This window comes from Pseudonocardia sp. Ae331_Ps2, assembly GCF_001932405.1.
Taxonomy (GTDB): Bacteria; Actinomycetota; Actinomycetes; order Mycobacteriales; family Pseudonocardiaceae; genus Pseudonocardia.
In genome coordinates this window covers 2,486,243-2,509,470 of record NZ_MCIM01000001.1, presented here as the reverse complement: position 1 = coordinate 2,509,470, position 23,228 = coordinate 2,486,243, and the positions used below count along the sequence as shown (strand labels likewise).

The window sequence follows — 23,228 nt, the reverse complement described above, 5'->3', positions numbered from 1 at the left end:
GGTCGGTGATGTCGATTGAACTCACCGACCGAGCGGTGGGACATCGCGACTTCTGCCGTCAAAGCACCGTTCGAGTGGCACTCTTCGCCAGTGCCTCGACCGCGGCCGCGACCTCCAGGAGGTACCGGTCGGCGCCGTGGCGGGCCACGATCTGGACCCCCACCGGGAGCCCGTCGGGAGTGGTCCCGAACGGCACCGAGACGGCGGGGCAGCCGGTCACGGTGATCAGGTAGGCCGAACGCATCCAGTCCAGGTAGGAGTCCATCGGCATCCCGTCGACGGTGTCCGGGAACTCCCGGTCGGCTGGGAACGGCGGGACCTGCGACACCGGCAGCACCAGCACGTCGTGGTCGGCGAAGTACTCCCGCATCCGGTGCGCCAGCGTGGTGCGCCGCTGGAACGCGACGGCGACGTCCGCGCCGGTCAGCGACTCCCCCGCCCGGATGTTCGCGGCCAGCGAGGACTTGAACTCGGTGGGGTGCACGGCCAGCTGCAGACCGAACCGGGCCTGGAAGTGCCACGCACGCAGGGTGCGGAAGCACTCGTCGGCGCCGGTGAGGTCCGGGATCGAGCCGGTCACCGCCGCGCCGGCCCCGGCCAGTGCCACCCCGGCCGCCTCGACGACCGCCCGGACGCTCCGGTCGACGGCGAAAGCCCCGTCCAGGTCTGCGGACAACCCCACCCGCAGCCCGGCAAGCGACGCCGGGACGACCGGTGCCCCGAAGGCCGCGCCGGGGTCGCCGAGCGCATGCGGCGCCCGCGGGTCCGGCCCGGCCAGCACCGACAGCAGCAGCGCCAGGTCGTCGACGGTGCGGGCCATCGGCCCACCGGTCGAGGTGGGCTCCCACATGTTCGCCGACGGCCACTCCGGCACCCGCCCCCAGGACGGCCGCAGTCCGACGACCCCGCAGAACGACGCCGGGTTGCGCAGCGAGCCGCCCATGTCCGAGCCCTCGGCCAAGGGCACCATCCCGGTCGCCAGCGCGCACGCCGCCCCGCCCGAGGACCCGCCGGCGGACCGGGTCGGGTCGTGCGGGTTGAGCGTGGTGCCGAACACCCGGTTGAAGGTGTGCGAGCCGGCCGCGAACTCGGGGACGTTGGTCTTGCCGATCGTCACCGCACCGGCCGCCCGCACCCGCTCCACCAGCAGATCGTCGGTGTCCGGGACGTGCTCGGCGAACAGCGGGGAGCCGTAGGTGGTCCGCCAGCCGGCGACGGCGTGGGTGTCCTTGAACGCGAACGGCAGCCCGTGCAGCGGACCGGGCTCCGTCCCGGCGGCCAGTGCGCGGTCGGCGGCCTCGGCCCCGGCCCGGGCGCGCTCCTCGTCGAGGGAGACGATCGCGTTGAGCCGCGGGTTGCGCAGCGCGATCCGCTCCAGGTGCAGGTCGAGCAGCTCGCGGGCGGAGATCTCCTTGGCCCTGACCGCGGCGGCCTGCTCGCGGGCCGGGGTCGCGACCGTGATGTCGGCGCTCACCGGCGACGCCCGATCACGGCGCCGACCAGCACGCCCAGCAGCGCGACGGCCGCGCCGATCCCGATGCCGCGGGTGAGCTCACCGCTGCCCGGGCCCCCGGCGGCGGGCGCGGACGTGAACACCTGCGCGCCCGTCAGCGGCTCGGCGTAGGCCGGGGCGCCGACGAGCGGTGCCGGCTCCGCCACCGCTACGGCCGGCACGGGGACAGCGGGCACAGGGGTCCCGCGCGCAGGGGGCACGGGGGGCACTGCGCCCACACCACCTGCGCCGATCGCCGCGCCGACGGCGTCGAAGAACCGGTCCGCCATCCGGGTGGACACGCTGGCGAGCATCCGCTGGCCGACGCCGCCGACCATGCCGCCGACCGTCGCGTCGGCGGTGTAGCCGATCCGGGTGCCGCCCGCGCCGAGGTCGTCGAAGGTGACGTCGACGACGGCGTCGACCGTGCCCGGCCCGCCCGCCCCGTTCAGGGTCATGACCAGCGACTCGTGCGGTTCCAGCTTCGACAGCGCGCAGCTGCCGGTGTAGGTGCCCCTGATCGCGGCGACCCCGGCGGTCACCGTCATCGCGTAGGCGTTCTCGCCGGTCGGCTCCAGCCGTTCGCAGCCGGGGATGGTCGCGACCAGCACCCGGGGGTCGAGCAGCGCCTCCCAGACCCGCTCGACCGGGTGCTCGACGACGTTGCTGCCACTGATCTTCACGAGCGGTGCTCCTCACGCAGGCTGAACAGGTCCGACGGCGAGATCGGCATCGCGGTGACCGGGAAGCCCTCGGCGTCGGAGACCGCGGCGGCGATCACCGCCGAGACCGGGATGACACCGGCCTCGCCCGCCCCCTTGATGCCGAGGGGGTTGAGCGGCGAGGGCGTCTCCAGGTGGTCGATCTCGATCCCGTCGGGGACCTCGGACACGTACGGCATCAGGAAGTCCATGAAGGACGCGTTGAGCAGCTGGCCGGACTCGTCGTAGGCCATCCGCTCGTACAGCGCGCCGCCGACGCCCTGGGCGACGCCGCCGTGGATCTGTCCCTCGACGACCATCGGGTTGATCAGGTGGCCGCAGTCGTGGACGACGGCGTAACGCAGGATCCGGATCTCGGCGGTGTCCGGGTCGGTCTCGACGATCGCGGCGTGCATCCCGGAGGCGTAGGTCGCGCGCGGCGTGCTGTGGAAGTCGGTGCCCTCCAGACCCGGTTGCTCCCCGTCGGGGACCGGCAACGCAGTGTGGTCAGCGGTGTCCCCGACCGAGAACTGGGTGGCGGCCTTCGAGGCCTCGTCGAAGGCGTAGCGCAGCGGGTTGGACAGCACCGACAGCGTGCCCAACGGGATCGACCGCTCGGTGCCCCGCACCCCCACCACGCCGTCGACGATCTCCAGGTCCGCGACGTCGGCCTCGAGCGCGTCGGCGGCCAGCCGCAGGGCCTTCTCCTTCGTCCGCCGGGCGGCCTTGAGGACCGCCGAGCCGGACATGACCGCGGCCCGGGAGGCGAACGTGCCGACCGCGTAGGGCATCCGCCGGGTGTCGCCGGTGACGACCTCGACGTCGGAGAACCGCACCCCCAGCTCGTCGGCGACGATCTGGGCGAACGCGGTCTCGTGGCTCTGGCCCTGGGTGGTGAGCCCGGTCGCGACCGTGACCCGGCCGGTCGTCGCGACGTGCACGTGCGCGCCCTCGTAGGGGCCGACGCCGGTGCCCTCGACGTAGCAGGCCAGCCCGATCCCGACGGTCCGGCCCTGCTCGGCGCACGCGCGGCGGAAGGCCGCGAACCCGTCCCAGTCGATCAGCGTGCGCAGCTTCTCCAGCAGGGCCGGGTAGTCGCCCGAGTCGTACTCCAGCGGCCTGCCGTCCTGGAAGATCAGGCCGTGGTCGTAGGGGAACTCGTGCGGCTGGATGAAGTTCACCGCGCGGACCTCGGCGCGGTCGCGGCCCAGGTAGCCCGCGATCGCGTCCATCGTGCGCTCCATGGCGAAGCAGCCCTGGGGGCGCCCGGCGCCGCGGTACGGCGTCACGATCACGGTGTTGGTGTAGAGCGAGGAGAAGGCGACCCGGTAGGCGCCCGGCTTGTACGGGCCGAGCAGCTGGGTCGAGGTGATGATCGGGACGATCAGGCCGTACGGGGTGTAGGCGCCGTGGTCGTGCCAGAACTCGACGTCGAGGCCGAGCAGCCTGCCGTCGTCGTCGAAGCCGACCTCGACGTGCTGGACCTGGCCGCGCTCGTGCGCGGAGGAGACGAAGTGCTCGCGCCGGTCCTCCACGAACTTCACCGGCCGGCCCAGGGCGCGGGCGGCCATCGGGACCAGCAGCTCCTCCGGCCACGGGTGGACGATCTTGACGCCGAAGCCGCCGCCGACGTCCGGGGTGATCACGTCGACCCGCCCGATGTCGAGGCCCAGCCGTGCCGCGACGGCGGCGCGGACCCCGGTGGAGCTCTGGGTGGAGGTCCACAGGACGAGCCGGCCGAGGGCGGGGTCCCAGCGGGCGACGGTGCCGCGGCCCTCCAGCGGCATGCACGCGCTGCGCTCGATCTCCAGGTCCAGTTCCAGGCGGTGCGGCGCCGCGGCGATGGCGGCCGGGGCGTCGCCGACGGCCTGCTCCATCCGGGCGCCGACGTTGCCGGGCACGTCGTCGTGCACGAGCCGCTCGGCCGTGCGGGCCGCCGCGATCCCGACGACGGCGGGCAGCACCTCGTAGTCGACGACGATCCGGTCGACGGCGTCCTCGGCGAGGTAGCGGTCCTCGGCGACGACGAACGCGACCGCCTCCCCGACGTGGTTGACCTCGTCGCCGGCCAGCGCGAACTGGGTGCGGCCGTGGGTCAGCGCGGGGTGCGGGATGAGCACGGGCAGCGGCTCCGCCATCGGGCCGGTCAGGTCGTCGTGGGTGTAGACCGCGTGCACGCCCGGCACGTCGAGGACGCCGGACACGTCGATGTCGCGGATGCGGGCGTGCGCGTGCGGGGAGCGCAGCACCGCGGCGTGCAGCACGCCGGGTCCGGGGTCGACGTCGTCGAGGTAGCGGCCGCCGCCGCGCAGGAAGCGCTGGTCCTCGACCCGCTGGACGCGCTGGCCCATGAGCTTGGTGGTCACCGGGCGGCCCCGATCTCGGCGGCCCGCTCGACCGCCGTGACGATGTTCTGGTAGCCGGTGCAGCGGCAGAGGTTCCCGCCGATCATGTCGCGGGCCCGCTCGCGGGTGGGGCAGGGGTCGCGGCGCAGCCCGGCGGTGATCGTCGTCAGGAAGCCGGGGGTGCAGAAGCCGCACTGCAGACCGTGGCACTCGGCGAAGGCCTGCTGCACCGGGGACAACGACCCGTCCGGCTCGGTCAGCCCCTCGACGGTGGTGATCGCGCAGGACTGCGCGGCGACGGCGAGCATCAGACAGGCCCGCGCCGGCTCGCCGTCGAGCAGGATCGTGCAGGCCCCGCAGACCCCGTGCTCGCAGCCGACGTGGGTTCCGGTCAGGCCGAGGTCGTGGCGCAGCGCGTCGGACAGCAGCCGCCGTGCCGGGACCCGCAGGTCGTGGACGACGTCGTTCACCGTCAGCCGGATGTCGTGGAGCGTCTCGCTCATCGCCCGCCTCCCTGCGCGGTCGCGTTCCGGGTCGCCGCGGCCACCACCCGGTCGGTCAGGACCCGGACCAGCTGTCGCCGGTAGGCCGCCGTGGCGTGGATGTCGGTGGCCGGGTCCAGGTGTTCGAGGGCGGCGTCGGCCCGGTCGGCCGGGGCGACGCCGGTCAGGTCGACGACCACGGGGACGTCGCTCACCGACAGGTAGCCGACCCGGACCCGGTCGCCGTCGACGACCGCCCCCGCGCCGACCAGGGCGTAGTCGCCGTGCCGGCGGGCGACCTCGTCGAAGGCGACGCCCGCGCCCGCCGGCAGGGCGGGAAAGAACGCCGAGACGGCGATCTCGTCCGGGCCGACCGCCGACTCCAGCGGGCCGACGAACAGCTCACGCGCTCCGATCGTGCGGCGCCCGGCGGGCCCCTCGACGTCGAGCGCCCCCTCCAGCAGCCGCAGCACCACCGGCATCTCGGCGGCGGCGTCGGCGTGCACGAGGGACCCGACGGTCGTGCCGCGGTTGCGGATCGTGGGGTGCGCGACGTGGGCCAGCGCGGCCGGCACCAGCGGCTGGACCCTGGCGAGCAGCGGTGACTCCAGGACCGCGGTGTGCCGGGCCAGCGCGCCGACCCGGACACCCCCTTCGACCTCGGTGATCGTGTCCAGGCCGGGTACGCCGTTGATGTCGACGACCAGGGACGGTGCGGCCAGCCGCATGGACAGCAGCGGCACGAGACTCTGTCCACCGGCCAGCACCTTCGAGTCCGGCGCCGCGAGCGCGGCGACGGCCCCGGCCAGGTCCGTCGGGCGGACGTAGTCGAAGGGTGCGGGCTTCACGGGCTGTCCTTCGCCTCCCCGTCGTCGACCCTGGTCACCATCGTCCCGGCGGGCGTCCCGGACGCGCCGGACGGGCCGGACGTCCCGGACCGGCGGTCGCGCAGCGCGACGGCGTGGAAGTAGACGATCACCAGGATGGTGCCGAGCGCGATGCCGCCCAGCTCGAACCCGTTGCCCAGGTCCAGCGCGACGCCGCCGATGCCGGCGACCATGCCCGCCGCGAGGCCGACGAGGTTGCGGGGTTCGCCGAAGTCGACCCCGTTCTCCACCCAGATCTTGGCGCCGACCAGCGCGATCATCCCGTAGAGCACGAGCGTGATCCCGCCGAGCACACCGCCGGGGATCGCCCCGACCAGCACGCCGAACTTGGGGCACAGGCCGAGCAGGATCGCCACGGCGGCCGCGACGTAGTAGGCCGCGGTGGAGTACACCCTGGTCGCACCCATGACGCCGATGTTCTCGGCGTAGGTCGTCGTCGGGGACCCGCCGAACAGGCTGGCCAGCGCGGTGGCGGCGCCGTCGGCGCCCAGCGCCCGGCCCAGGTAGGGGTCGAGGTCGTCGCCGGTCATCTCGGCGACCGCCTTGACGTGCCCCAGGTTCTCGGCGACCAGCGCGATGACGCCGGGGAGCACCAGCAGCACGAACATCAGCGAGAAGCTGGGCGCGTGCACGGCCGGGACGCCGTCGTCCAGGGTCCCGCTGGGCAGTCCGAACCAGGCGGCGTCGGCCAGGCCCTCGAAGGAGACGCGCGAGTGCGGCTCCGGGGTGCAGTCCGCACCGCCGCAGGAGGTGATCGGGCCGCTCAGGAGGTCGAGCAGCCAGGAGAGCACGAACCCGAAGACGAGCGCGAGGAACACCGCGATCCGTCCCCAGAAGCCGCGGAACAGGACGGCGGCGCAGACCAGGAACGTCGCGGTGAGCAGCGCGGTCCACTGGTCCACCGGCCAGTACACCGACGCGACGACCGGGGCCAGGTTGAACCCGATCAGCATGACGACCGCACCGGTCACCGCGGGCGGTAGCACCCGGTGCACGAGCCGGGCGCCCGCGAGGTGCACGAACACACCGATCGCGAGCAGCACCAGGCCGGAGACCATGATCGCCCCGGTCACGGCGGCGGAGTCGCCGACGGCCGCCCGGATCGCCGCGACCCCGCCGACGAAGGCGGCGCTGGTGCCGAGGTAGCTGGGCACCATGTTCTTGCAGACGACCAGGAACAGGACGGTGCACAGGCCCGAGAACAGGATCGCGAGGTTGGGGTCCAGCCCCATCACCACGGGGAACACGAAGGTCGCCCCGAACATCGCGACGACGTGCTGCATCCCCAGCCCGACCGTCTTCCCCCAGGGGAGCCGCTGGCGGGGTGCGACCGCCTCCCCCGGCCCCGGATCGACCACTTCCCACCTGAACATCGACATGGCGATCCCTTCACACGGCACCGGAGACCCGACTCAAGCTAATGAGACCCAGGTCGCACCTCGACGGCTACTACTGCCGATTGACCGGTGGATCCACTGGCACGAATTGATGACGCCAGCACGATGCCTGCATGCGTCGGGCCGTGCGGTTTCCGCTGGATGTCGTTCACGTTCCGCCCGGTCGGCCGACGATGCGCAGCGCCTGCAGCGCGACGGCGACGTCGAGCCGCAGGTTCGGGTCCGTCGACAGCGGGCCGAGGAGCCGTTCCAGCTTGGCGACGCGGTAGCGCATCGTGTTGTAGTGGAAGAACTGCACCCGGGCCGCCTCGGCCACGGTGAAGTTCGTGTCGAGCAGGACCTGCAGGGTCTCGCGCAGCTCGGCGGCCTCGGTGGTGGGCTCGGCGAGCGGGCCCAGCGCGTCGCGGACGAAGGAGTCCAGCTCCGCCGGGTCCGGGACGAGCGCGAGCAGCCGGTGCAGGCCGAGCTGGTCGAAGAACGTCGTGCTGCCGCCGCCGGAGATCCGGCGGCCCACCTCGACCGCCCGCCGTGCCTGGGCGTAGGCGCCGGGCAGGGCGTCGATGTCGGGCACCGGGCGGCTGACCCCCGCCGAGAACTGCCGTCGCCCGCCGCCCTTGTCCCCGGCGACCGCGGTGACGGCCCGCCGCACGATGTCGCGGCCGGGGGGTGGACCGGGGTCCGCGTCGACCGGCAGCAGGGTCACGACCTCGGAGGAGAAGTCGACGGTGGGGATGCCCTCCCCCAGCCCGGAGCAGACCTGGCGCCACCCCGCCGAGAACCGCTTCTGCCAGGCGCGCCACTGCTCGGCCGGGACCCGCGCGTCGATCGGGTCGAGCTCGGCGGTCAGCACGACCATCGGGCGGCGCAGGTCCCAGCCGAGGGTGTCCGCGTGCTCGGCGACGTAGGCGGGGTCGGCGGTGCGGCGCAGCAGCAGGTCCCGCAGGAAGTCGCCCTGGTACTTGGTCTCGACGGCGGTGGCCGCCTCCTCGCGGGTGATCAGCAGCGCGGCCACCGCGGCGGCGCGCTCCAGCGCCTGCACGTCGTCCGGGGCGAGCCGGGCGGTCAGGCGCACGCAGACCAGCCGGGCGAGGTTCTGCCCACCGGCCGCGACCCGCAGGGTGCGGGCCTCCCCGCCCGCGACCGGGACGCCGTCGATCCCCATCCGCTCGACGCGCAGCCGGCCCGTCGGGTCGACGAGGTCGTGCTCGGTCAGCATCCGGAGCTGGTCCTCCGACAGCGCCGACGCCCGCTCCCGCCCGTCGGTGGAGGTGACCGCGACGCCCACGTCGAGCACCCGCCCGACCTCGGCCGCGATCCCCGCGAGGTCCCCGCCCTCCAGCGCGATCCGGGTCAGCCCGGTGTGCAGCGCATCGAGCCGGGCCAGCGCCTCGCGGGCCGGGAACTCCGGGTCCCCGGTCTCCTCCGTCAGCAACTGTTGCCGCCCCTTCGGTCCGAAGGTGGCACAAGTTAACATCGGCGGACGCTGCTGCCCAGGCTAGTTTCGGTCCGTGATCGGAGTCAGCGCACCCGTCCGGGTCCGCGACCTGCTGCGGCGGGCCGCGGACGGACCGGTCCGGGTCGTGCACCGCGGCTCCGACGCCGTCTACCTCGCCGTCCACGACGACGGTCGCGAGACCTGCGTCGGCGTCCTCGGCGCGGAGGCGGTGCCGGTGCCCTGCGGACTGCGGTCCCGGCTCCCCTCGCTCGCCGTCGGCACCGCCGCCGTGCACGGCGGGGTCCTGCACCTCGACGACGAGCCGGTCGTCGTCCGGCGGCTGGTCGACACCCGGGTGCCCGCGCGGTCCCCGCTGCCCCGCACCGGGCTCCGGCCGGCCCCCGGCCTGCCGGCCGAGGTGACCCCGGCCGCCGGCGCCGGGCTCGTCGGACGCGGCGAGGGGCTCACCCCGCTCGGCGACGACGTCCTGTGCGGCTGGCTCGCCCTGCACCGGGCCGCCGGCGTCGCCACCCCCGAGGTGGACGCCGCCGTCCTGGCCCACCTGCACCGCACCACGCTGCTGTCCGCCGAGCTCCTGCGGTGTGCCCTGCGCGGCGAGGTCGTGCCGCAGTTCGGCACGGCGGCCGAGCCCGCGGCCCGCGCCGCGCTCACCGTCGTCGGGCACACCTCCGGGGCCGCGATGGTCCACGGCGCCGCGCTCGCCCTGTCCGCCCTGCACACCGAAGGAGTCGCCGCATGACGACGACGCACGTCGAGGTCCGGCCCGGCGCCTACGCCGACTCGGTCACGCTGCTCCGGGTCAGCCGCACCGCCCAGCAGCTCGACGGGGTGGTCGCCGCGCAGGTCGCCATGGCCACCCCGCTCAACGTCGACGTCCTGACCGGCATGGGGTTCTCCGTCCCCGCCGGGACCGGCGCGAACGACCTGGTCGTCGCCCTGCACCTGACCGGTGACGACGCGCTGTCCGCCGCCGTGGCGGGTGTCGACCAAGCGCTCGCCGAGGCGGGCAGACCGGCACCGGACGGCGGGGCCGGTGCGGTCGCGCCGCCGCGCACCACCGCCACGGCGCTGGACAGGGCACCGGGCTCGGTCGTGCTCGTGTCGGTGCCCGGGCCGCACGCCACCGTCGAGGCGATGGACGCCCTCGACGCCGGCAGCGACGTCATGATCTTCAGCGACAACGTGCCGGTGGAGCAGGAGGTGGCGCTCAAGCAGGCCGCCGCGCAGCGGTCCCTGCTGGTCATGGGCCCGGACTGCGGGACGGCCGTGCTGGACGGGCTCGGCCTGGGATTCGCCAACGTCGTCGAGCCCGGTCCGGTGGGGCTCGTCGCCGCGTCCGGGACCGGGTGCCAGCAGGTGATGGCGCTGCTCGACCACGCCGGGGTCGGTGTGCGCGCCGCGCTCGGCGTCGGCGGGCGGGACCTGTCCGCTCCGGTCGGCGGCCTCGCCACCCGGGAGGCCCTGCGCCGCCTCGACGCGGACCCGGCCGTCGAGCTGATCGTGCTGGTGTCCAAGCCCCCCGCCCCCGAGGTCGCCGAACGGATCGACCGGCTGGTCGCGACGATCACGACGCCGGTCGAGTACGCGCTGCTCGGGCCGGGCAGGCCCGACCTGACCGCGGCGACCGAGGCCGCCCTGGTCCGGCTGGGCCGACCCGTCCCGGACTGGCCGGTGCACGGCACCGCGCGGCCGGCGCCCGGCGGGCACCGGCTGCGCGGCCTGTTCGTCGGCGGCACGCTCGCCACCGAGTCCGCGCAGATCGCGGGCGAGGACGCTGCCCGGGCCGGCCACACCTTCGTCGACTTCGGCGACGACGAGTGGACCCGTGGCCGCGCCCACCCGATGATCGACCCGACGTTGCGCCTGGAGCACCTCGCGGCCGCGCTGGCCGACCCGGAGACCGCCGTCGTCCTGCTCGACCTGGTGCTGGGGCACGGCGCCGAGCCGGACCCGGCCTCCGTGCTGGCCCCCGCGATCGCCGGGTCCCGGGTGCCGGCCGTCGTCTCGGTCGTCGGGACCGGCGCCGACCCGCAGGACCTGGCCGCGCAGATCGACGCGCTGGTCGCGGCCGGCGCGGAGGTCCACCTCTCGCACGCCGGCGCCACGCGCCGGGCACTCGCACTCCTTCCCGCCGACACGACGACCGGAGCCGCCCGATGACCACCCCCTCGCTGGTGAGCACCGGCACCGACCTGCTCGCCGACGCCGCCGCCGACCAGGCCGTCCCGGTCACCCGGGTCGACTGGCGCCCGCCGATGGACGGCACCGCGGCCGATCTGGCGACCGTCGCCACCGACCCGCTGCGCCGGGCGGCGAACGAGCGCGCCCTCGCCGCGATGCTCGACGTCACCGCGACGCTCGTCGACGTCGCCCCGGCCTCGGAGGTCCTCGGCCTCACCCCGGGAGAGTTCCTGCACGCCGGGCCACCGATCACCTGGGAGCGCGCATCAGGCCCGCTCCGCGGCGCCCTGATGGGCGGCGCCGCGCTGGAGGGCCTGGTCACCGACCCGGAGGACGCCGCAGCGCTGTTCGCGTCGGGCTCCTCGGTCTCGCTGGAGCCGTGCCACCACCGCGGGGCGGTCGGCCCGATGGCCGGCGTCGTCACCCCGGGCATGTGGATGTTCGTGCTCGAGGACCCGGCCACCGGCCGCCGTGCCCACTGCTCGCTGAACGAGGGGCTGGGCAAGGTCCTGCGCTACGGCGCCTACGGCCCGGAGGTGATCCGGCGGCTGCGCTGGATGGGCGACGTGCTGGGCCCGCTGCTGCGCGGCGCCGTCCGGGCCCGGCGGGACGCGGGTGAGCCGGTCGACGTGACCGGCGTGCTGACCCAGATGCTGCAGATGGGCGACGAGGCGCACAACCGCAACCGGGCGGGGACCCTGATGCTGCTGCGGGACCTGGGCCCGGACCTCGTCGCGACGGCGGCCGCCGCCGGTGTCCCGAGCGCCGACGTCGCGGAGGCGCTGCGGTTCGTCGGGGGCAACGACCACTTCTTCCTGAACCTCGCCATGCCCGCGTGCAAGCTGGCCCTGGACGCCGCCCGGGACGTCGACGGCTCCACCATGGTGGTGGCGATGGCGCGCAACGGAACCGACTTCGGCATCCAGGTCTCCGGCACCGGCGACGAGTGGTTCACCGGCCCGGCCCAGCTGGCCGACGGCCTGTTCCTGGGCGACTACGGCCCGGCCGACGCCAACCCCGACATCGGCGACTCGGCGATCACCGAGACGGCCGGGATCGGTGGCTTCGCCATGGCGACCGCCCCGGCGATCGTGCGGTTCGTCGGCGGGACCGTGCCGGACGCACTGGCCACCACCCGCCGGATGCGCGAGATCACGCTCGGGGAGAGCCGGCGGTGGACCGTCCCGATCCTGGAGTTCGCCGGTGTCCCCAGCGGCATCGACGTCACCCGAGTCTGCCGGACGGGCATCCTCCCGCAGATCAACACGGGTATGGCCGGACGGGTCGCGGGCGTCGGGCAGGTCGGGGCCGGGCTCGTCACCCCGCCGGCCGAGATCTTCCCGAAGGCGCTCACCCGGCTGGCGGAGCGGACGGTCCTCAGACGCGGCGCAGCAGCCTGACGACGACCGTGGTGATGATCAGCCAGAGGATCGCCGCGACCCCGTAGTTCAGCGTGACGGCCATCTTCGGCTGGGCCGGGGTGAACAGGTCACCGAGGCCGAGGTTCAGCTGGGCCGCCCACGACGAGATGTACTCGGTGAGGAAGTTCGCCGGGTTGGCGTCGAGCAGGGTCAGCACGATGTGCGCGACCAGGATGGCCACGATCACCAGGCCCACGATCCGCACGATCGTCGCGATGATGCCCACGCCCTGCCGCACGGTCGTACCCACGGTTGCCGCCATCACACACCCCTTTGTCTCCGACGGCGTCATGGTCGCACCGCCGTGCCCTCACTGCCCCCACAACGAGGAAGAACGCTCTCGGTTGTGATCACTTCGTTGCGTGCCGTCGTCCGGGTGACACCAACGCCGGTCCGGGACAGCGGGTTGCCGTACAACGGGGGGTCGGGTCTACGGTGGGAGCATGGCGCGCCTGCTCCTTCGCCGCCGCGGCGGGGTCTGAACCGACCGGCCCCTCGTCGCGGGGTTTCGCGTGTCCGCCGGTCGCCACGACCGTCCGACATCAGGAGCAGTTCCCGTGACCACCTCTCCCGACGCCTACGAGGCCCGCGCCCGCAGCAACGTCCGCACCCCCGAGGGCGCGCCGCACGCGACCCAGCCGGCCTGGAACCGCCAGCGCGGCTCGCAGATGCCGGTGCACCGGTACAAGCCGTTCCATCAGCTGGTCGAGCCGGTCTCGCTGCCGGACCGCACGTGGCCGGACAAGGTCATCGACACCGCGCCGCTGTGGTGCGCGGTCGACCTGCGTGACGGCAACCAGGCGCTGATCGACCCGATGAGCCCGCTGCGCAAGCGGCGCATGTTCGACCTGCTGGTACGCATGGGCTACAAGCAGATCGAGGTCGGCTTCCCGGCGGCGAGCCAGACCGACTTCGACTTCGTCCGCGAGATCATCGAGGACGAGGCGATCCCGTCCGACGTGCAGATCCAGGTCCTGACCCAGGCCCGGCCGGAGCTGATCCAGCGAACCTTCGAGGCCTGCGAGGGCGCGCACTCGGCGATCGTCCACCTCTACAACTCGACCTCGATCCTGCAGCGCCGGGTCGTCTTCCGCTCCGACCGCGCGGGCATCACCAAGATCGCCACCGACGGCGCGGAGGAGGTCGCGAAGTTCGCCGAGAAGTACCCGGCGACCGACTGGACCTTCCAGTACTCGCCGGAGTCCTACACCGGCACCGAGCTGGAGTACGCCGTCGAGATCACCAACGCGGTGAGCGCGATCTGGCAGCCGACGCCCGAGCACCCGATGATCGTCAACCTGCCGGCGACGGTCGAGATGGCGACGCCGAACGTCTACGCGGACTCCATCGAGTGGATGCACCGCAACCTGGCCCGTCGCGACGCGCTGATCCTGTCGCTGCACCCGCACAACGACCGCGGTACCGGCATCGCCGCCGCCGAGCTCGGCTACCAGGCCGGCGCCGACCGCATCGAGGGCTGCCTGTTCGGCAACGGCGAGCGCACCGGCAACGTCGACCTGGTCGCGCTGGGCATGAACATGTTCACCCAGGGCGTCGACCCGCAGATCGACTTCTCCGACATCGACGAGATCCGCCGCACCGTCGAGTACTGCAACCAGCTGCCGGTGCACGAGCGCCACCCGTGGGGCGGCGACCTGGTCTACACCGCGTTCTCCGGCTCCCACCAGGACGCGATCAACAAGGGCTTCGCCGCGATGGAGGCCGACGCCGCCGAGGCCGGGCACCCGGTCGCCGACCACACCTGGGAGGTCCCGTACCTGCCCGTGGACCCGAAGGACATCGGCCGCACCTACGAGGCCGTCATCCGGGTCAACAGCCAGTCCGGCAAGGGCGGCATCGCCTACATCATGAAGACCGAGCACCAGCTCGACCTGCCGCGACGGCTGCAGATCGAGTTCAGCCACGTCATCCAGGCCTTCACCGACACCGAGGGCGGCGAGGTCGAGCCCAAGGCGATGCGCGACGCGTTCGACGTCGAGTACCTGGGCCGCGAGACCCCGCTCAAGCTGGTGCGCCACCGCGTCCACAGCGACGGCGAGGGCCGCGACGAGATCGTGGCGACGGTGCGCGTCGAGTCCGACCTGCACGAGATCGCCGGCTCCGGGAACGGGCCGATCGCGGCGTTCGTGGACGCGCTGGCCGGGATCGGGTTCGACGTCCGGGTCCTCGACTACCACGAGCACGCGATGGGCGGCGGTGACGACGCCCGCGCCGCGGCCTACGTCGAGTGCGCCGTCGAGGAGAAGGTGTTCTGGGGCGTCGGGATCGACAGCTCGATCACCAGCGCCAGCCTCAAGGGCGTCGTGAGCGCGATCAACCGCGCCCTGCGCTGACGCCCTCCACCACCGCGCGAAACGGGCCGTCCGCACGAGAGGTCTCGTACGGACGGCCCGGTCACGGGTGACCGGTGGGCCGGTCAGCGGCCGATCGCGTCGCCGAGGGTGATCTGCTGGCCGGGTACCTCCGGGCCGCTGCCCGGGCCGACGGCGGCGTCGGCCTCCTCCGCGGTCACCTCGTGCGGGGTGATGACCCCGTCGCGGATGGCCTCGGCGTGGTGGCAGGCGACCCGGTGCCCGGTGGTGTCGCCGTCGAGCGTCCGGAGCTGCGGGCGCTCGGTGGAGCACCGGTCCTCCTGACGCCACGGGCAGCGGGTGTGGAACCGGCACCCGGCGGGCGGCGCGGCCGGCGACGGCAGGTCCCCGGACAGCAGGATCCGCTCGCGGGTGTCCTCCACCGTCGGGTCCGGCTGGGGCACCGCCGAGAGCAGCGCCCGGGTGTAGGGATGCAGCGGGCCGTCGTAGAGCGCGCGGGCCGGCGCCTCCTCCACGATCGACCCGAGGTACATCACCCCGACCCGGTCGGACACGTGCCGCACGACGGCCAGGTCGTGCGCGATGACCAGGTAGGTCAGACCCAGCTCGCGTTGCAGCGACCGCAGCAGGTTCAGCACCTGGGCCTGCACCGACACGTCCAGCGCGGACACCGGCTCGTCGGCGACGACCAGGTCGGGCTCCACGCAGAGCGCACGGGCGATGCCGATGCGCTGGCGCTGCCCGACGGAGAACTCGTGCGGGTAGCGGCGCAGGGCCGACTCGGGCAGACCGACCGCGCGCATCAGCTCGGCGAGCCGGTCCGGACCGGCCTCGATGCCGTGTGCGGCCAGCCCCTCGCGCAGCAGCGACCCGACCGACTGGCGCGGGTCGAGGCTCGACATCGGGTCCTGGAAGACCATCTGGAACCGCCGGCGCATCCGGCGCAGCGGCTCCCCCTTCAGCGCGGCGACGTCGGTGCCGTCGAAGGAGACCGTCCCCGCGGTCGGCTCGGTGAGCTTGAGGACCGCCCGGCCGAGCGTGGACTTGCCGCAGCCGGACTCACCGACCAGGCCGTAGGTCTCGCCGCGCTCGATCCGCAGCGAGACGCCGTCGACGGCCTTGACGTGCCCGACGGTGCGCTGGACGAGCACCCCCTGGGTGATCGGGAAGTGCACCTGCAGGTCGGAGACCTCCAGCAGCGGGCTCATGCCGTCGCTCCGATCGGCTCGGGGTTGTGGCAGCGCAGCAGCCGGCCCGCCTCGTCGTCGGCCGCCGGGGTGACCGAGGTGCAGGTCTCCAGCGCCCGTGGGCAGCGCGGCGCGAACGCGCACGCGTGGTCCCACGGCAGGTTGTCCGACACCGACCCGGTGATCGCGGGCAGCTCGTCGGCGGGGTCGGAGTCCAGCCGCGGGATCGACCGGATCAGACCGGAGGTGTACGGGTGGCGCGGCCCCCCGAACAGTGCGTGCCGCTCCGCGCGCTCCACGACCCGGCCGCCGTAGAGGACGTTGACCCGGTCGCAGAGCCCCGCGACGACGCCGAGGTCGTGCGTGATCATGATCAGTGCCGTCCCCGTCTCGGCGACCAGCTCGCGCAGCAGCTCCAGGATCTGGGCCTGGATGGTGACGTCGAGGGCGGTGGTCGGCTCGTCGGCGATGAGCAGCTTCGGCCGACAGGCCAGCGCGATCGCGATCAGCGCCCGCTGGCGCATCCCGCCCGACATCTGGTGCGGGTAGGCCGACACGCGTCGTGCCGGGTCGGGGATACCGACCCGCTCCAGGAGCGACACCGCCTCCCGGCGCGCCTCGTCCTTGGACATCCCGCGGTGCCGGACGAGCGCCTCGGTGATCTGGACACCCACCGGGACGACCGGGTTCAGCGACGACAGCGGGTCCTGGAAGACCATCCCGATGTCGCGGCCGCGCCGCTCGCGCAGCGCGGCGTCGGACAGGGTGAGCAGGTCGACGGACTCGTCCCCGGAGGAGAACAGCACCGAGCCGCCCACCCGGGGGGTGCGGCCCGGCAGCAGTCCCATGATCGCCAGGGAGGTCACGGACTTGCCGCAGCCGGACTCGCCGACCAGGCCGACGACCTCGCCGGGGCGGACGTCGAACGACACCCCGTCGACGGCGACGACGTCGGCCTCGCCCTTGCGGACGAAGCGCACGGACAGGTCCTGGACCTGCAACAGCGGGTTCATCGGAGGTGTGGCCATCTCCGGCCTTTCGGGTCGATGGCCTCGCGCAGCGACTCGCCGAGCAGCGTGAACCCGAGCGCGACGACGATGATCGCGATCGCCGGGTAGACCGCCAGCCCGGGCCGGACGTCGAGGTAGGGCTGCGCGGAGGCGAGCATGAGGCCCCACTCAGCGCGGGCCGGGTCGGCGTCGCCGAGGCCGAGGAAGGACAGCGCGGCCGCGTCGAGGATCGCCGTCGCCAGGGTCAGCGTGGCCTGCACGATCACCGGGCCGATCGCGTTGGGCAGCATGTGCCGCAGCACCACCGCCCGTCGCTTCACGCCGAGCGCGGTGGCCGCGAGGACGTGGTCGGAGTCGCGCTGGGCGAGCATCGACCCGCGCAGCAGCCGGGCGAAGATCGGCACGTTCACCAGCGCGACGGCGATGATGACCGTGGTCTGGCTGGGCCGGGCGGCCAGCGCCGCGACGGAGATGGCGAGCAGCAGCGACGGGATCGACAGCAGCACGTCGGTGACCCGCATGAGGACGGTGTCGATCCAGCCGCCGAAGGCCCCGGCGACCACGCCGATGACCAGACCCACCGCGAGCCCGAACACGGTGGCGAGCACGCCGACCAGCAGGGTCTGGCGCGACGCCAGGATCATCCGGGAGAACTCGTCGCGGCCGTTCTGGTCGCTGCCGAGCGGGAAGCCCGGCTGCGGTCCGGGGATCGAGCCGGGACGCAGCTGGTCGAGCAGCTGCGGGAAGGCCTGGGCCGGGTCGTGCGGGGCCAGCAGCGGCGCGAACACCGAGACCAGCACGAACAGCCCGATGATCACCGCACCGACGATCGCGGTGGGGCTGCGACGCAGCCGGCGCAGCGCGTCGGCGGACAGGCTGCGGCCCGCGGTGTCGTCGATCCGGTCCCTGCGCCGTTGCGCCCAGGTGGTCGGTGCGCTCATCGCAGCCTCACCCTCGGGTCGATCACGGCGTAGGACAGGTCGACGAGCAGGTTGACCAGCACGTAGATCAGTGCGCCGAGCAGCACCACGGCCTGCAGCCGCGGGTAGTCGCGGCGCTCGATGCCCTCGGCGATCAGGGTGCCGATGCCGGGCCGGTTGAACACCTTCTCGGTCAGCACCGCGCCGGCGAGGAGCAGGCCGGTCTGCAGGCCGATCGTCGTGGAGACCGGCAGCAGCGCGTTGCGCAGGACGTGCCGGCCGCGGACGGTGCCCGGCGCGAGGCCCTTGGCGTTGGCGGTGCGGACGAAGTCGGACTCCAGCACGTCGAGCACCGAGGCCCGGGTGATCCGCACGATGACGGCGAGCGGGATCGTCGCCAGCGTGACGGCCGGCAGCACGAGGTGCATCAGCGAGTCCCAGCTGGCGTCGAACTCGCGGGTGAGCAGGCCGTCGAGGGTGGGGAAGCCGGTCACCGAGGTGGCGTCGATGCCGGTCGACTGCAGCCCGGACGGCGGGAACAGACCGAGGTCGACGGCCAGGAACTGAGGTGTTCTCAGTAGCGGGGTGGCAGGTCGTGGCGACACGCCGAGGGTGGTGAGATGAGCGGGAACGGGGCAGGACCCCGGTAGATCGGTTCGGTCCAGCACAGATCGACACCGTCACCGAGGTCCTGCATGTCTGATCCTGTCACCTACACCGCTGTCCTCCCGATCGGGGAGCGCACCGTGGCCTATCTGGCGCGGCTCCTGGTCCTTCAACGCCGTCGACGTGGCACCCGGCGGCGGGCGTTGACCCCGTTCGCCCAGGCAGTGCTGGTGATCCGCTGGTTCTGTGATGCTACCCGGGTCCGATGTTTGGCCGGTGACAACGCGATCAGCACTGCAACGGCCTACCGTTACCTGCACGAAGGCATCGACGTCCTCGCCGCGGCCGCACCCGGCCTGCACGGAGCCCTGCTCGCCGCCCGCACAGCCGGGCACACCCACGTGAATCTCGACGGCACCCTGATCGCCACCGACCGGTGCCGCGCGCTCGGCCTCACCCCCGGGGTCGACCTGTGGTGGTCGGGCAAGCACCGCCGCCACGGCGGGAACATCCAGGTCCTCACCGCACCTGATGGATGGCCGCTATGGACCAGCGACGTGCGGCCGGGCCGCGAGCACGACACCCGCTGCGCCCGTACCCACCCCGGGCTGCTCGAGGGCCTGGCCGCGTTCACCGACGACACCCACGCCGCGCTGGGCGACCTCGGCTACGAAGGCGAAGCCGACCGGCTCACCGTGCCCATCAAACTCGCCCCCGGCCGCGGGCAGACGGTCAACCAGCGCACCGTCAACACCCTGCACTCAGCCCTTCGTGCTCTGGCCGAACGCGGAAACGCCCTGCTCAAGACCACCTTCGCCGCGTTGCGGCGAGTCACGCTATGTCCCTGGCGCACCGGCGCGATCACCGCAGCTGCGCTCGTACTACTCCACACCGAGTACGACCGCACGACATGATCAACCCGCTACTGAGAACACCTCACTGCTTGAGCACGTAGCCGAGGAAGAACACCGGCACGGCGACACCGACCAGCGTTCCGACGATGGTCAGGTTGTCCCAGATCCCGCCGCGGTGGCGGGCGGCGAGGTAGCCGAGCGGGATCCCGAGGGCGACGGCGAGCAGCAGCGCCGCCAGGGAGAGCTCGATCGTGCCCGGCAGCGCGCGGCCGAGCTCGGTGATCACCGGGTCTCCGGTGACGAGGGAGGCGCCGAAGTCGCCGGTCAGCGCCCGGCCGAGGTAGTGCAGGTACTGGATCGGGATGGGTTGGTCCAGGCCCAGTGTCTTGTTGAGTGCGGCGATCGACTCCGGGGTCGCCTTGTCTCCGAGCAGCGCACCGGCCGGTCCACCGGGCAGCGAGCGCAGCCAGGCGAACAACAGCACGGACAGGATGAGCAGCGTCGGGACGACCTGGAGCAGGCGGCGCGCGACGAAGCGCAGCATGCGTGGATGTCCTCAGTGGTGGGAGGCGGGACACGCGGCCGGGCGCCGCGGGGTCTCCGCGGCGCCCGGGGCACGGTCAGTTCTTGCTGACGGAGACGAAGCGCTCGTCGGTCAGCGGCGACGGGACGAGGCCCTGCACGTTCGGTCCGACGACGATCGCCGGTCCGGTGGTCAGGATCGGCACGGCCGGCAGGTACTTGGCCATGATGTCCTTGTTGGCCTGCTGGTACGCCGCGGCGTGGCCGGCCGGGTCCGGGATGGCGTCGGCCTTGGCCAGCTCGGCGAACATCGCCGGGTCCTGCGGCCCGAACTCGGCCTTCTCCCGGCCGAAGAACGTGCCGACGAAGTTGCCGGCGTCGTTGTAGTCGCCGGTCCAGCCGAGCAGGTGCAGGTCGTGCTTGCCGGCCTTCTGGACGTCGTCCTTGTAGCCGCCGTTCCACGGCCGCGCGACCGGGTTGACCGTGATGCCGACGGCCTTCAGGTTCGCCGACATCGCCGAGAACAGGTCCGCCGGGTTCGGCATGTAGGGCCGGGTGATCTCGGTCGGGTAGTAGAAGTTCAGCGTCAGGTTCTGCGCGCCGGCCTCCGCGAGCAGCTGCTTGGCCTTCTCCGGGTCGTACGGGTACTCGGTGACGTCGTCGGCGTAGCCCGCGACGGTCGGCGGCACGAACTCCTTCGCGACCGCGGAACCCTCCGGCATCTTCGTGCGGACCAGCGACTCGCGGTCGATCGCGTAGGCGAGCGCCTGACGGACCCGAAGGTCCTTGAGCTTGGGGTTGTTCTTCGTGTTGATGCCCATGTAGAGCAGCGAGAACGGCTGGCGGATCAGCACCTGGTCGCCCTGGTCCTTCAGGGTCTGGTAGTCCGCGGGCGACGGGTAGTCGTAGCCGTCGATGGTGCCGGCGGCCAGCTCCTGCTTGCGGGCGTTCTCGTCCGGGATGATCTTGAAGATGAGCCGGTCGAGCTTGGCCTTCTCACCCCAGTACTGGTCGTTGCGGACCAGGGTGATCGTGTTGTTCGCCTTGTCGAAACTCTCGAACTTGAACGGGCCGGTGCCCGTCGGGTGCTCGTTCGCGTAGGCGGGGTAGGTGAAGGAGTCACCGCTCTGGGTGACGGCGTCGGCGTCGTACTGCTTGAGCGCCGTCGGGCTGGAGATCGAGAACGACGGGAGGGCGAAGGCGGCCGGGAACGCGCCCTTGAACTTGTTCAGCGCCAGGACGGCGGTGTTCGGGCTCTGCGCCGTGCAGGACTTGTAGAGCGGTGCGCCCGAGGCGTCACCCTCGTTCTTGGCGAAGCCCCCGAAGACATCGCCGTAGTAGATCATCTGGCTCTGGGCCGCGGCTCCCTTCATCTGGAACCAGCGGTCGAAGTTCGCGCAGACCGCGGTCGCGTCGAACGGCGTGCCGTCGTGGAACGTGACGCCCTCGCGGAGGGTGAACGTCCAGGTCTTGCCGTCCGGAGTGGACTTCCACTCGGTGGCCAGGCCGGGCGCGAGCTCGGTGGTCCCGGGCTTGTGGGTGATCAGCGTGTCGAACATCTGCCGCGCCGGGCGGAAGCTCTCGCCGTCGTCGTTGAAGATCGGGTCGAAGTTCTTCGGCGCGCCGGCGGCGCCGAAGACGAAGGTCCCTCCTGCGGCGTCGCCGCCCGCTCCGCGCTCCGAGCTCGCGCAGGCGGTCATGCCCACTGCGAGCACGCCCGCCATGACCGCCGTCATCCACCGTCTGCGCATTCCGGTCCCCTCGTCAGCAGAGGCGTCCACCCGATGTGTGCGTGAGGACACCTGATGACGGGGAAACCTATAGCGGTCCGTTACCAACCGGTAGTCCCTTGCGTCACGATAGTGCTACGAACTGGTACGCACGTCCCGTTCGCTCGACGCCTCGACGGCGGCGGCCCGGTGCGCGTCCCGGTGGTTCGCGACCGCGGCCCGCGAGGCGTCCTCGTCGAGCGCGGCGGCCCGGACCTCGTCGAAGACCTCACGGTAGGTGCGCAGGTCGGCGGGCGACTCCAGGAACGACTCCCCCGCGTGCCCCTCGGTGTGGACGACGTCGGGCCCGAGTGCGTCGGGGACGGTCAGGATCGCGAATCGGCCGGCGTGCGCACGCTGCGGCCCGGCGCCGAACGGGAGTACACGCAGCGTCACGTCGGGCAGCTCCGACAGCGTGAGCAGCCGGTCGAGCTGCTCGGCCATCACCGCGGGACCGCCGGTCGCGCGGACGAGCACGGCCTCGTCGACGACCACGTCGAGCACCAGCGGCGGTGTCGCGGTGAGCGCCTCGTGGCGACGACCGCGCAGCCGCACGAGCTGGTCGATCTCCCAGTCCGGGCGACCCGGGAGCCGGGCGCGCAGCGCGGCGTGGGCGTAGGCGGGCGTCTGGAGCAGCCCGTGCAGCACGGTCAGGTCGAACGCGGCGACGGCGGTCGCGTCGGTCTCGGCGGCCGCGTACCGACCCGGCGACGGCAGGAAGTGCGGGTCGGTGCGCAGGCCCTCGGTGAACGGCTCCCACCAGCCACGGGTACGGCTCTCGGTGACCAGCCGTTCAAGCATCTCCGCCTCGACCCCGGCGACCCCGCCGTAGACCTCGACCAGCGCGGCGACGTCGGCCGGGCGCGGCACCCCCTTGCCGTTCTCCAGCCTGCTGATCTTCGACGCCGAGCAGCCCACCCCGGCCGCGGCGTCCTCCAGCTTCAGCCCGGCGTTGACGCGCAGCCGGCGCAGCTCGGCACCCAGCCGTCGTCGTGCGCCGGTCGGCTCCTGCTCCACCCCGCACTCCTCCCCGGTCCTGCCGTGCAATCTACAGCTCCGTGCAATTCCCTGAGTCTGCAATTGCACGGGAGCGCTCCATCGGGCATGCTGACATCACCCGGACGTGACGGCAGCCACACCGACCGTGGCGGACGGGGACCACGGACCGACCGCGACACACGAAGGGAGATGGACATGATCCGCAGGACGCAGGTGCCGCACGCAGGCACGTACCACCGCGCCCGTACCGGGCGGTGGTCGCCGTGATCGCGCTGGTGGCGGTGGCCCTGGCCGGGCTGGCCACGCTGGTCCTCTCGGCGATCGTGATCGGGGTGACCGACCGGCGCCAGAGCGAGGCGTGGCGTCGGATCGCCGAGCAGCGCCGCCGGGAGTGGGAGCGCAGGCAGCGCCAGCTCCACGGCCGGTCGCACCACGTGGACGCGTGGGGCGACGAGGACACCGACTGAGGCTTGCCGAAGGAGCATCAGCCCCGCTGAGGCTCACCGAAGGAGCATCAGCCCCGCTGAGGCTCACCGAAGGAGCATCAGCCCCGCTGAGGCTCACCGAAGGAGCATCAGCCCCGCTGAGGCTCACCGAAGGAGCATCAGCCCCGCTGAGGCTCACCGAAGGAGCATCAGCCCCGCTGAGGCTCACCGAAGGAGCATC

General features: G+C 72.9%; 19 protein-coding genes and 3 pseudogenes. 6 read left to right on the top strand and 16 right to left on the bottom strand.

Annotation, left to right across the window (positions count from 1 at the left end; genetic code table 11):
- Positions 1-58 precede the first annotated feature (58 nt).
- The 7 genes from Ae331Ps2_RS12030 to Ae331Ps2_RS12000 all read right to left on the bottom strand — a co-directional run bounded on the left by Ae331Ps2_RS12030 (position 59) and on the right by Ae331Ps2_RS12000 (position 8,736).
- Positions 59-1,474, bottom strand: a complete 1,416-nt coding sequence (locus Ae331Ps2_RS12030; protein ID WP_083695489.1) for an amidase — start codon at positions 1,472-1,474, stop codon at positions 59-61.
- A complete protein-coding gene (locus tag Ae331Ps2_RS12025) occupies positions 1,471-2,175 on the bottom strand; it encodes a carbon monoxide dehydrogenase subunit G (RefSeq protein WP_075308852.1) in 705 nt (234 codons plus the stop codon). Before Ae331Ps2_RS12025 ends, Ae331Ps2_RS12030 begins: the two co-directional genes overlap by 4 nt.
- Complete coding sequence (gene cutA, locus Ae331Ps2_RS12020) at positions 2,172-4,559, bottom strand: aerobic carbon-monoxide dehydrogenase large subunit (protein WP_075308854.1); 2,388 nt, start codon at positions 4,557-4,559, stop codon at positions 2,172-2,174. The genes Ae331Ps2_RS12025 and cutA overlap by 4 nt, the downstream gene beginning before the upstream one ends.
- The gene (locus Ae331Ps2_RS12015) at positions 4,556-5,041 is read right to left on the bottom strand and encodes a (2Fe-2S)-binding protein (protein ID WP_020623355.1); all 486 of its coding nucleotides are present in this window, start codon (positions 5,039-5,041) and stop codon (positions 4,556-4,558) included. The genes cutA and Ae331Ps2_RS12015 overlap by 4 nt, the downstream gene beginning before the upstream one ends.
- Complete coding sequence (locus Ae331Ps2_RS12010; RefSeq protein WP_020623356.1) at positions 5,038-5,868, bottom strand: xanthine dehydrogenase family protein subunit M; 831 nt, start codon at positions 5,866-5,868, stop codon at positions 5,038-5,040. The genes Ae331Ps2_RS12015 and Ae331Ps2_RS12010 overlap by 4 nt, the downstream gene beginning before the upstream one ends.
- Positions 5,865-7,280: a uracil-xanthine permease family protein gene (locus Ae331Ps2_RS12005; RefSeq protein ID WP_083696258.1), complete on the bottom strand. Its 1,416-nt coding sequence runs from the start codon at positions 7,278-7,280 to the stop codon at positions 5,865-5,867. Before Ae331Ps2_RS12005 ends, Ae331Ps2_RS12010 begins: the two co-directional genes overlap by 4 nt.
- Before the next feature lie 172 nt (positions 7,281-7,452).
- Complete coding sequence (locus tag Ae331Ps2_RS12000; protein ID WP_075308856.1) at positions 7,453-8,736, bottom strand: CdaR family transcriptional regulator; 1,284 nt, start codon at positions 8,734-8,736, stop codon at positions 7,453-7,455.
- Positions 8,737-8,812: 76 nt separating this feature from the next.
- Here Ae331Ps2_RS12000 and Ae331Ps2_RS11995 point away from each other — a divergent pair, with 76 nt between their 5' ends.
- From Ae331Ps2_RS11995 to Ae331Ps2_RS11985, 3 genes are read left to right on the top strand one after another with little or no spacing between them, the layout of a single operon-like run.
- Entirely contained in the window at positions 8,813-9,499 is a 687-nt protein-coding gene (locus tag Ae331Ps2_RS11995) for a DUF2877 domain-containing protein (protein ID WP_075308858.1), read from the top strand.
- A complete protein-coding gene (locus tag Ae331Ps2_RS11990; RefSeq protein ID WP_075308860.1) occupies positions 9,496-10,920 on the top strand; it encodes an FdrA family protein in 1,425 nt (474 codons plus the stop codon). The genes Ae331Ps2_RS11995 and Ae331Ps2_RS11990 overlap by 4 nt, the downstream gene beginning before the upstream one ends.
- Positions 10,917-12,341, top strand: coding sequence for a DUF1116 domain-containing protein (locus Ae331Ps2_RS11985; RefSeq protein ID WP_075308862.1), 1,425 nt, complete (start codon positions 10,917-10,919; stop codon positions 12,339-12,341). Before Ae331Ps2_RS11990 ends, Ae331Ps2_RS11985 begins: the two co-directional genes overlap by 4 nt.
- On the opposite strand, the gene Ae331Ps2_RS11980 is transcribed toward Ae331Ps2_RS11985, so the two are convergent.
- Positions 12,319-12,624: a hypothetical protein gene (locus Ae331Ps2_RS11980; RefSeq protein ID WP_075308864.1), complete on the bottom strand. Its 306-nt coding sequence runs from the start codon at positions 12,622-12,624 to the stop codon at positions 12,319-12,321. The two genes, Ae331Ps2_RS11985 and Ae331Ps2_RS11980, sit on opposite strands and share 23 nt — an antisense overlap.
- A 295-nt stretch (positions 12,625-12,919) precedes the next feature.
- Here Ae331Ps2_RS11980 and leuA point away from each other — a divergent pair, with 295 nt between their 5' ends.
- The gene (gene leuA, locus Ae331Ps2_RS11975) at positions 12,920-14,716 is read left to right on the top strand and encodes a 2-isopropylmalate synthase (protein ID WP_075308866.1); all 1,797 of its coding nucleotides are present in this window, start codon (positions 12,920-12,922) and stop codon (positions 14,714-14,716) included.
- A gap of 83 nt (positions 14,717-14,799) precedes the next feature.
- On the opposite strand, the gene Ae331Ps2_RS11970 is transcribed toward leuA, so the two are convergent.
- The 4 genes and pseudogenes from Ae331Ps2_RS11970 to Ae331Ps2_RS11955 form a co-directional block, all read right to left on the bottom strand.
- A complete protein-coding gene (locus Ae331Ps2_RS11970) occupies positions 14,800-15,903 on the bottom strand; it encodes an ABC transporter ATP-binding protein (RefSeq protein ID WP_075308868.1) in 1,104 nt (367 codons plus the stop codon).
- Positions 15,900-16,910, bottom strand: a complete 1,011-nt coding sequence (locus tag Ae331Ps2_RS11965) for an ABC transporter ATP-binding protein (protein WP_283160288.1) — start codon at positions 16,908-16,910, stop codon at positions 15,900-15,902. The genes Ae331Ps2_RS11970 and Ae331Ps2_RS11965 overlap by 4 nt, the downstream gene beginning before the upstream one ends.
- Positions 16,892-17,833: an ABC transporter permease gene (locus Ae331Ps2_RS11960; RefSeq protein WP_075308872.1), complete on the bottom strand. Its 942-nt coding sequence runs from the start codon at positions 17,831-17,833 to the stop codon at positions 16,892-16,894. Before Ae331Ps2_RS11960 ends, Ae331Ps2_RS11965 begins: the two co-directional genes overlap by 19 nt.
- A pseudogene (locus Ae331Ps2_RS11955) lies at positions 17,830-18,372 on the bottom strand (ABC transporter permease); the annotation flags it as partial. The pseudogene Ae331Ps2_RS11955 and the gene Ae331Ps2_RS11960, both read right to left, overlap by 4 nt.
- 135 nt (positions 18,373-18,507) lie before the next feature.
- On the opposite strand from Ae331Ps2_RS11955, the gene Ae331Ps2_RS11950 reads away from it, so the two are divergent.
- A complete protein-coding gene (locus tag Ae331Ps2_RS11950) occupies positions 18,508-19,332 on the top strand; it encodes a transposase family protein (RefSeq protein ID WP_075313133.1) in 825 nt (274 codons plus the stop codon).
- A gap of 28 nt (positions 19,333-19,360) precedes the next feature.
- Here the strand turns inward: Ae331Ps2_RS11950 and Ae331Ps2_RS11945 are convergent.
- From Ae331Ps2_RS11945 to Ae331Ps2_RS11935, 3 genes and pseudogenes are all read right to left on the bottom strand, one after another.
- A pseudogene (locus Ae331Ps2_RS11945) lies at positions 19,361-19,816 on the bottom strand (ABC transporter permease); the annotation flags it as partial.
- 76 nt (positions 19,817-19,892) lie between these two features.
- Complete coding sequence (locus tag Ae331Ps2_RS11940) at positions 19,893-21,530, bottom strand: ABC transporter substrate-binding protein (protein ID WP_075308874.1); 1,638 nt, start codon at positions 21,528-21,530, stop codon at positions 19,893-19,895.
- 129 nt (positions 21,531-21,659) lie between these two features.
- Positions 21,660-22,580 carry a helix-turn-helix transcriptional regulator gene (locus Ae331Ps2_RS11935; RefSeq protein ID WP_075308876.1) on the bottom strand — a complete coding sequence of 307 codons (921 nt, stop codon included), beginning with the start codon at positions 22,578-22,580 and terminating at the stop codon, positions 21,660-21,662.
- Positions 22,581-22,825: 245 nt separating this feature from the next.
- Here Ae331Ps2_RS11935 and Ae331Ps2_RS11930 point away from each other — a divergent pair, with 245 nt between their 5' ends.
- Complete coding sequence (locus Ae331Ps2_RS11930) at positions 22,826-23,029, top strand: hypothetical protein (protein ID WP_139318855.1); 204 nt, start codon at positions 22,826-22,828, stop codon at positions 23,027-23,029.
- A gap of 43 nt (positions 23,030-23,072) precedes the next feature.
- On the opposite strand, the pseudogene Ae331Ps2_RS34240 reads toward Ae331Ps2_RS11930, so the two are convergent.
- A pseudogene (locus tag Ae331Ps2_RS34240) lies at positions 23,073-23,216 on the bottom strand (pentapeptide repeat-containing protein); the annotation flags it as partial.
- Positions 23,217-23,228 lie beyond the last annotated feature (12 nt).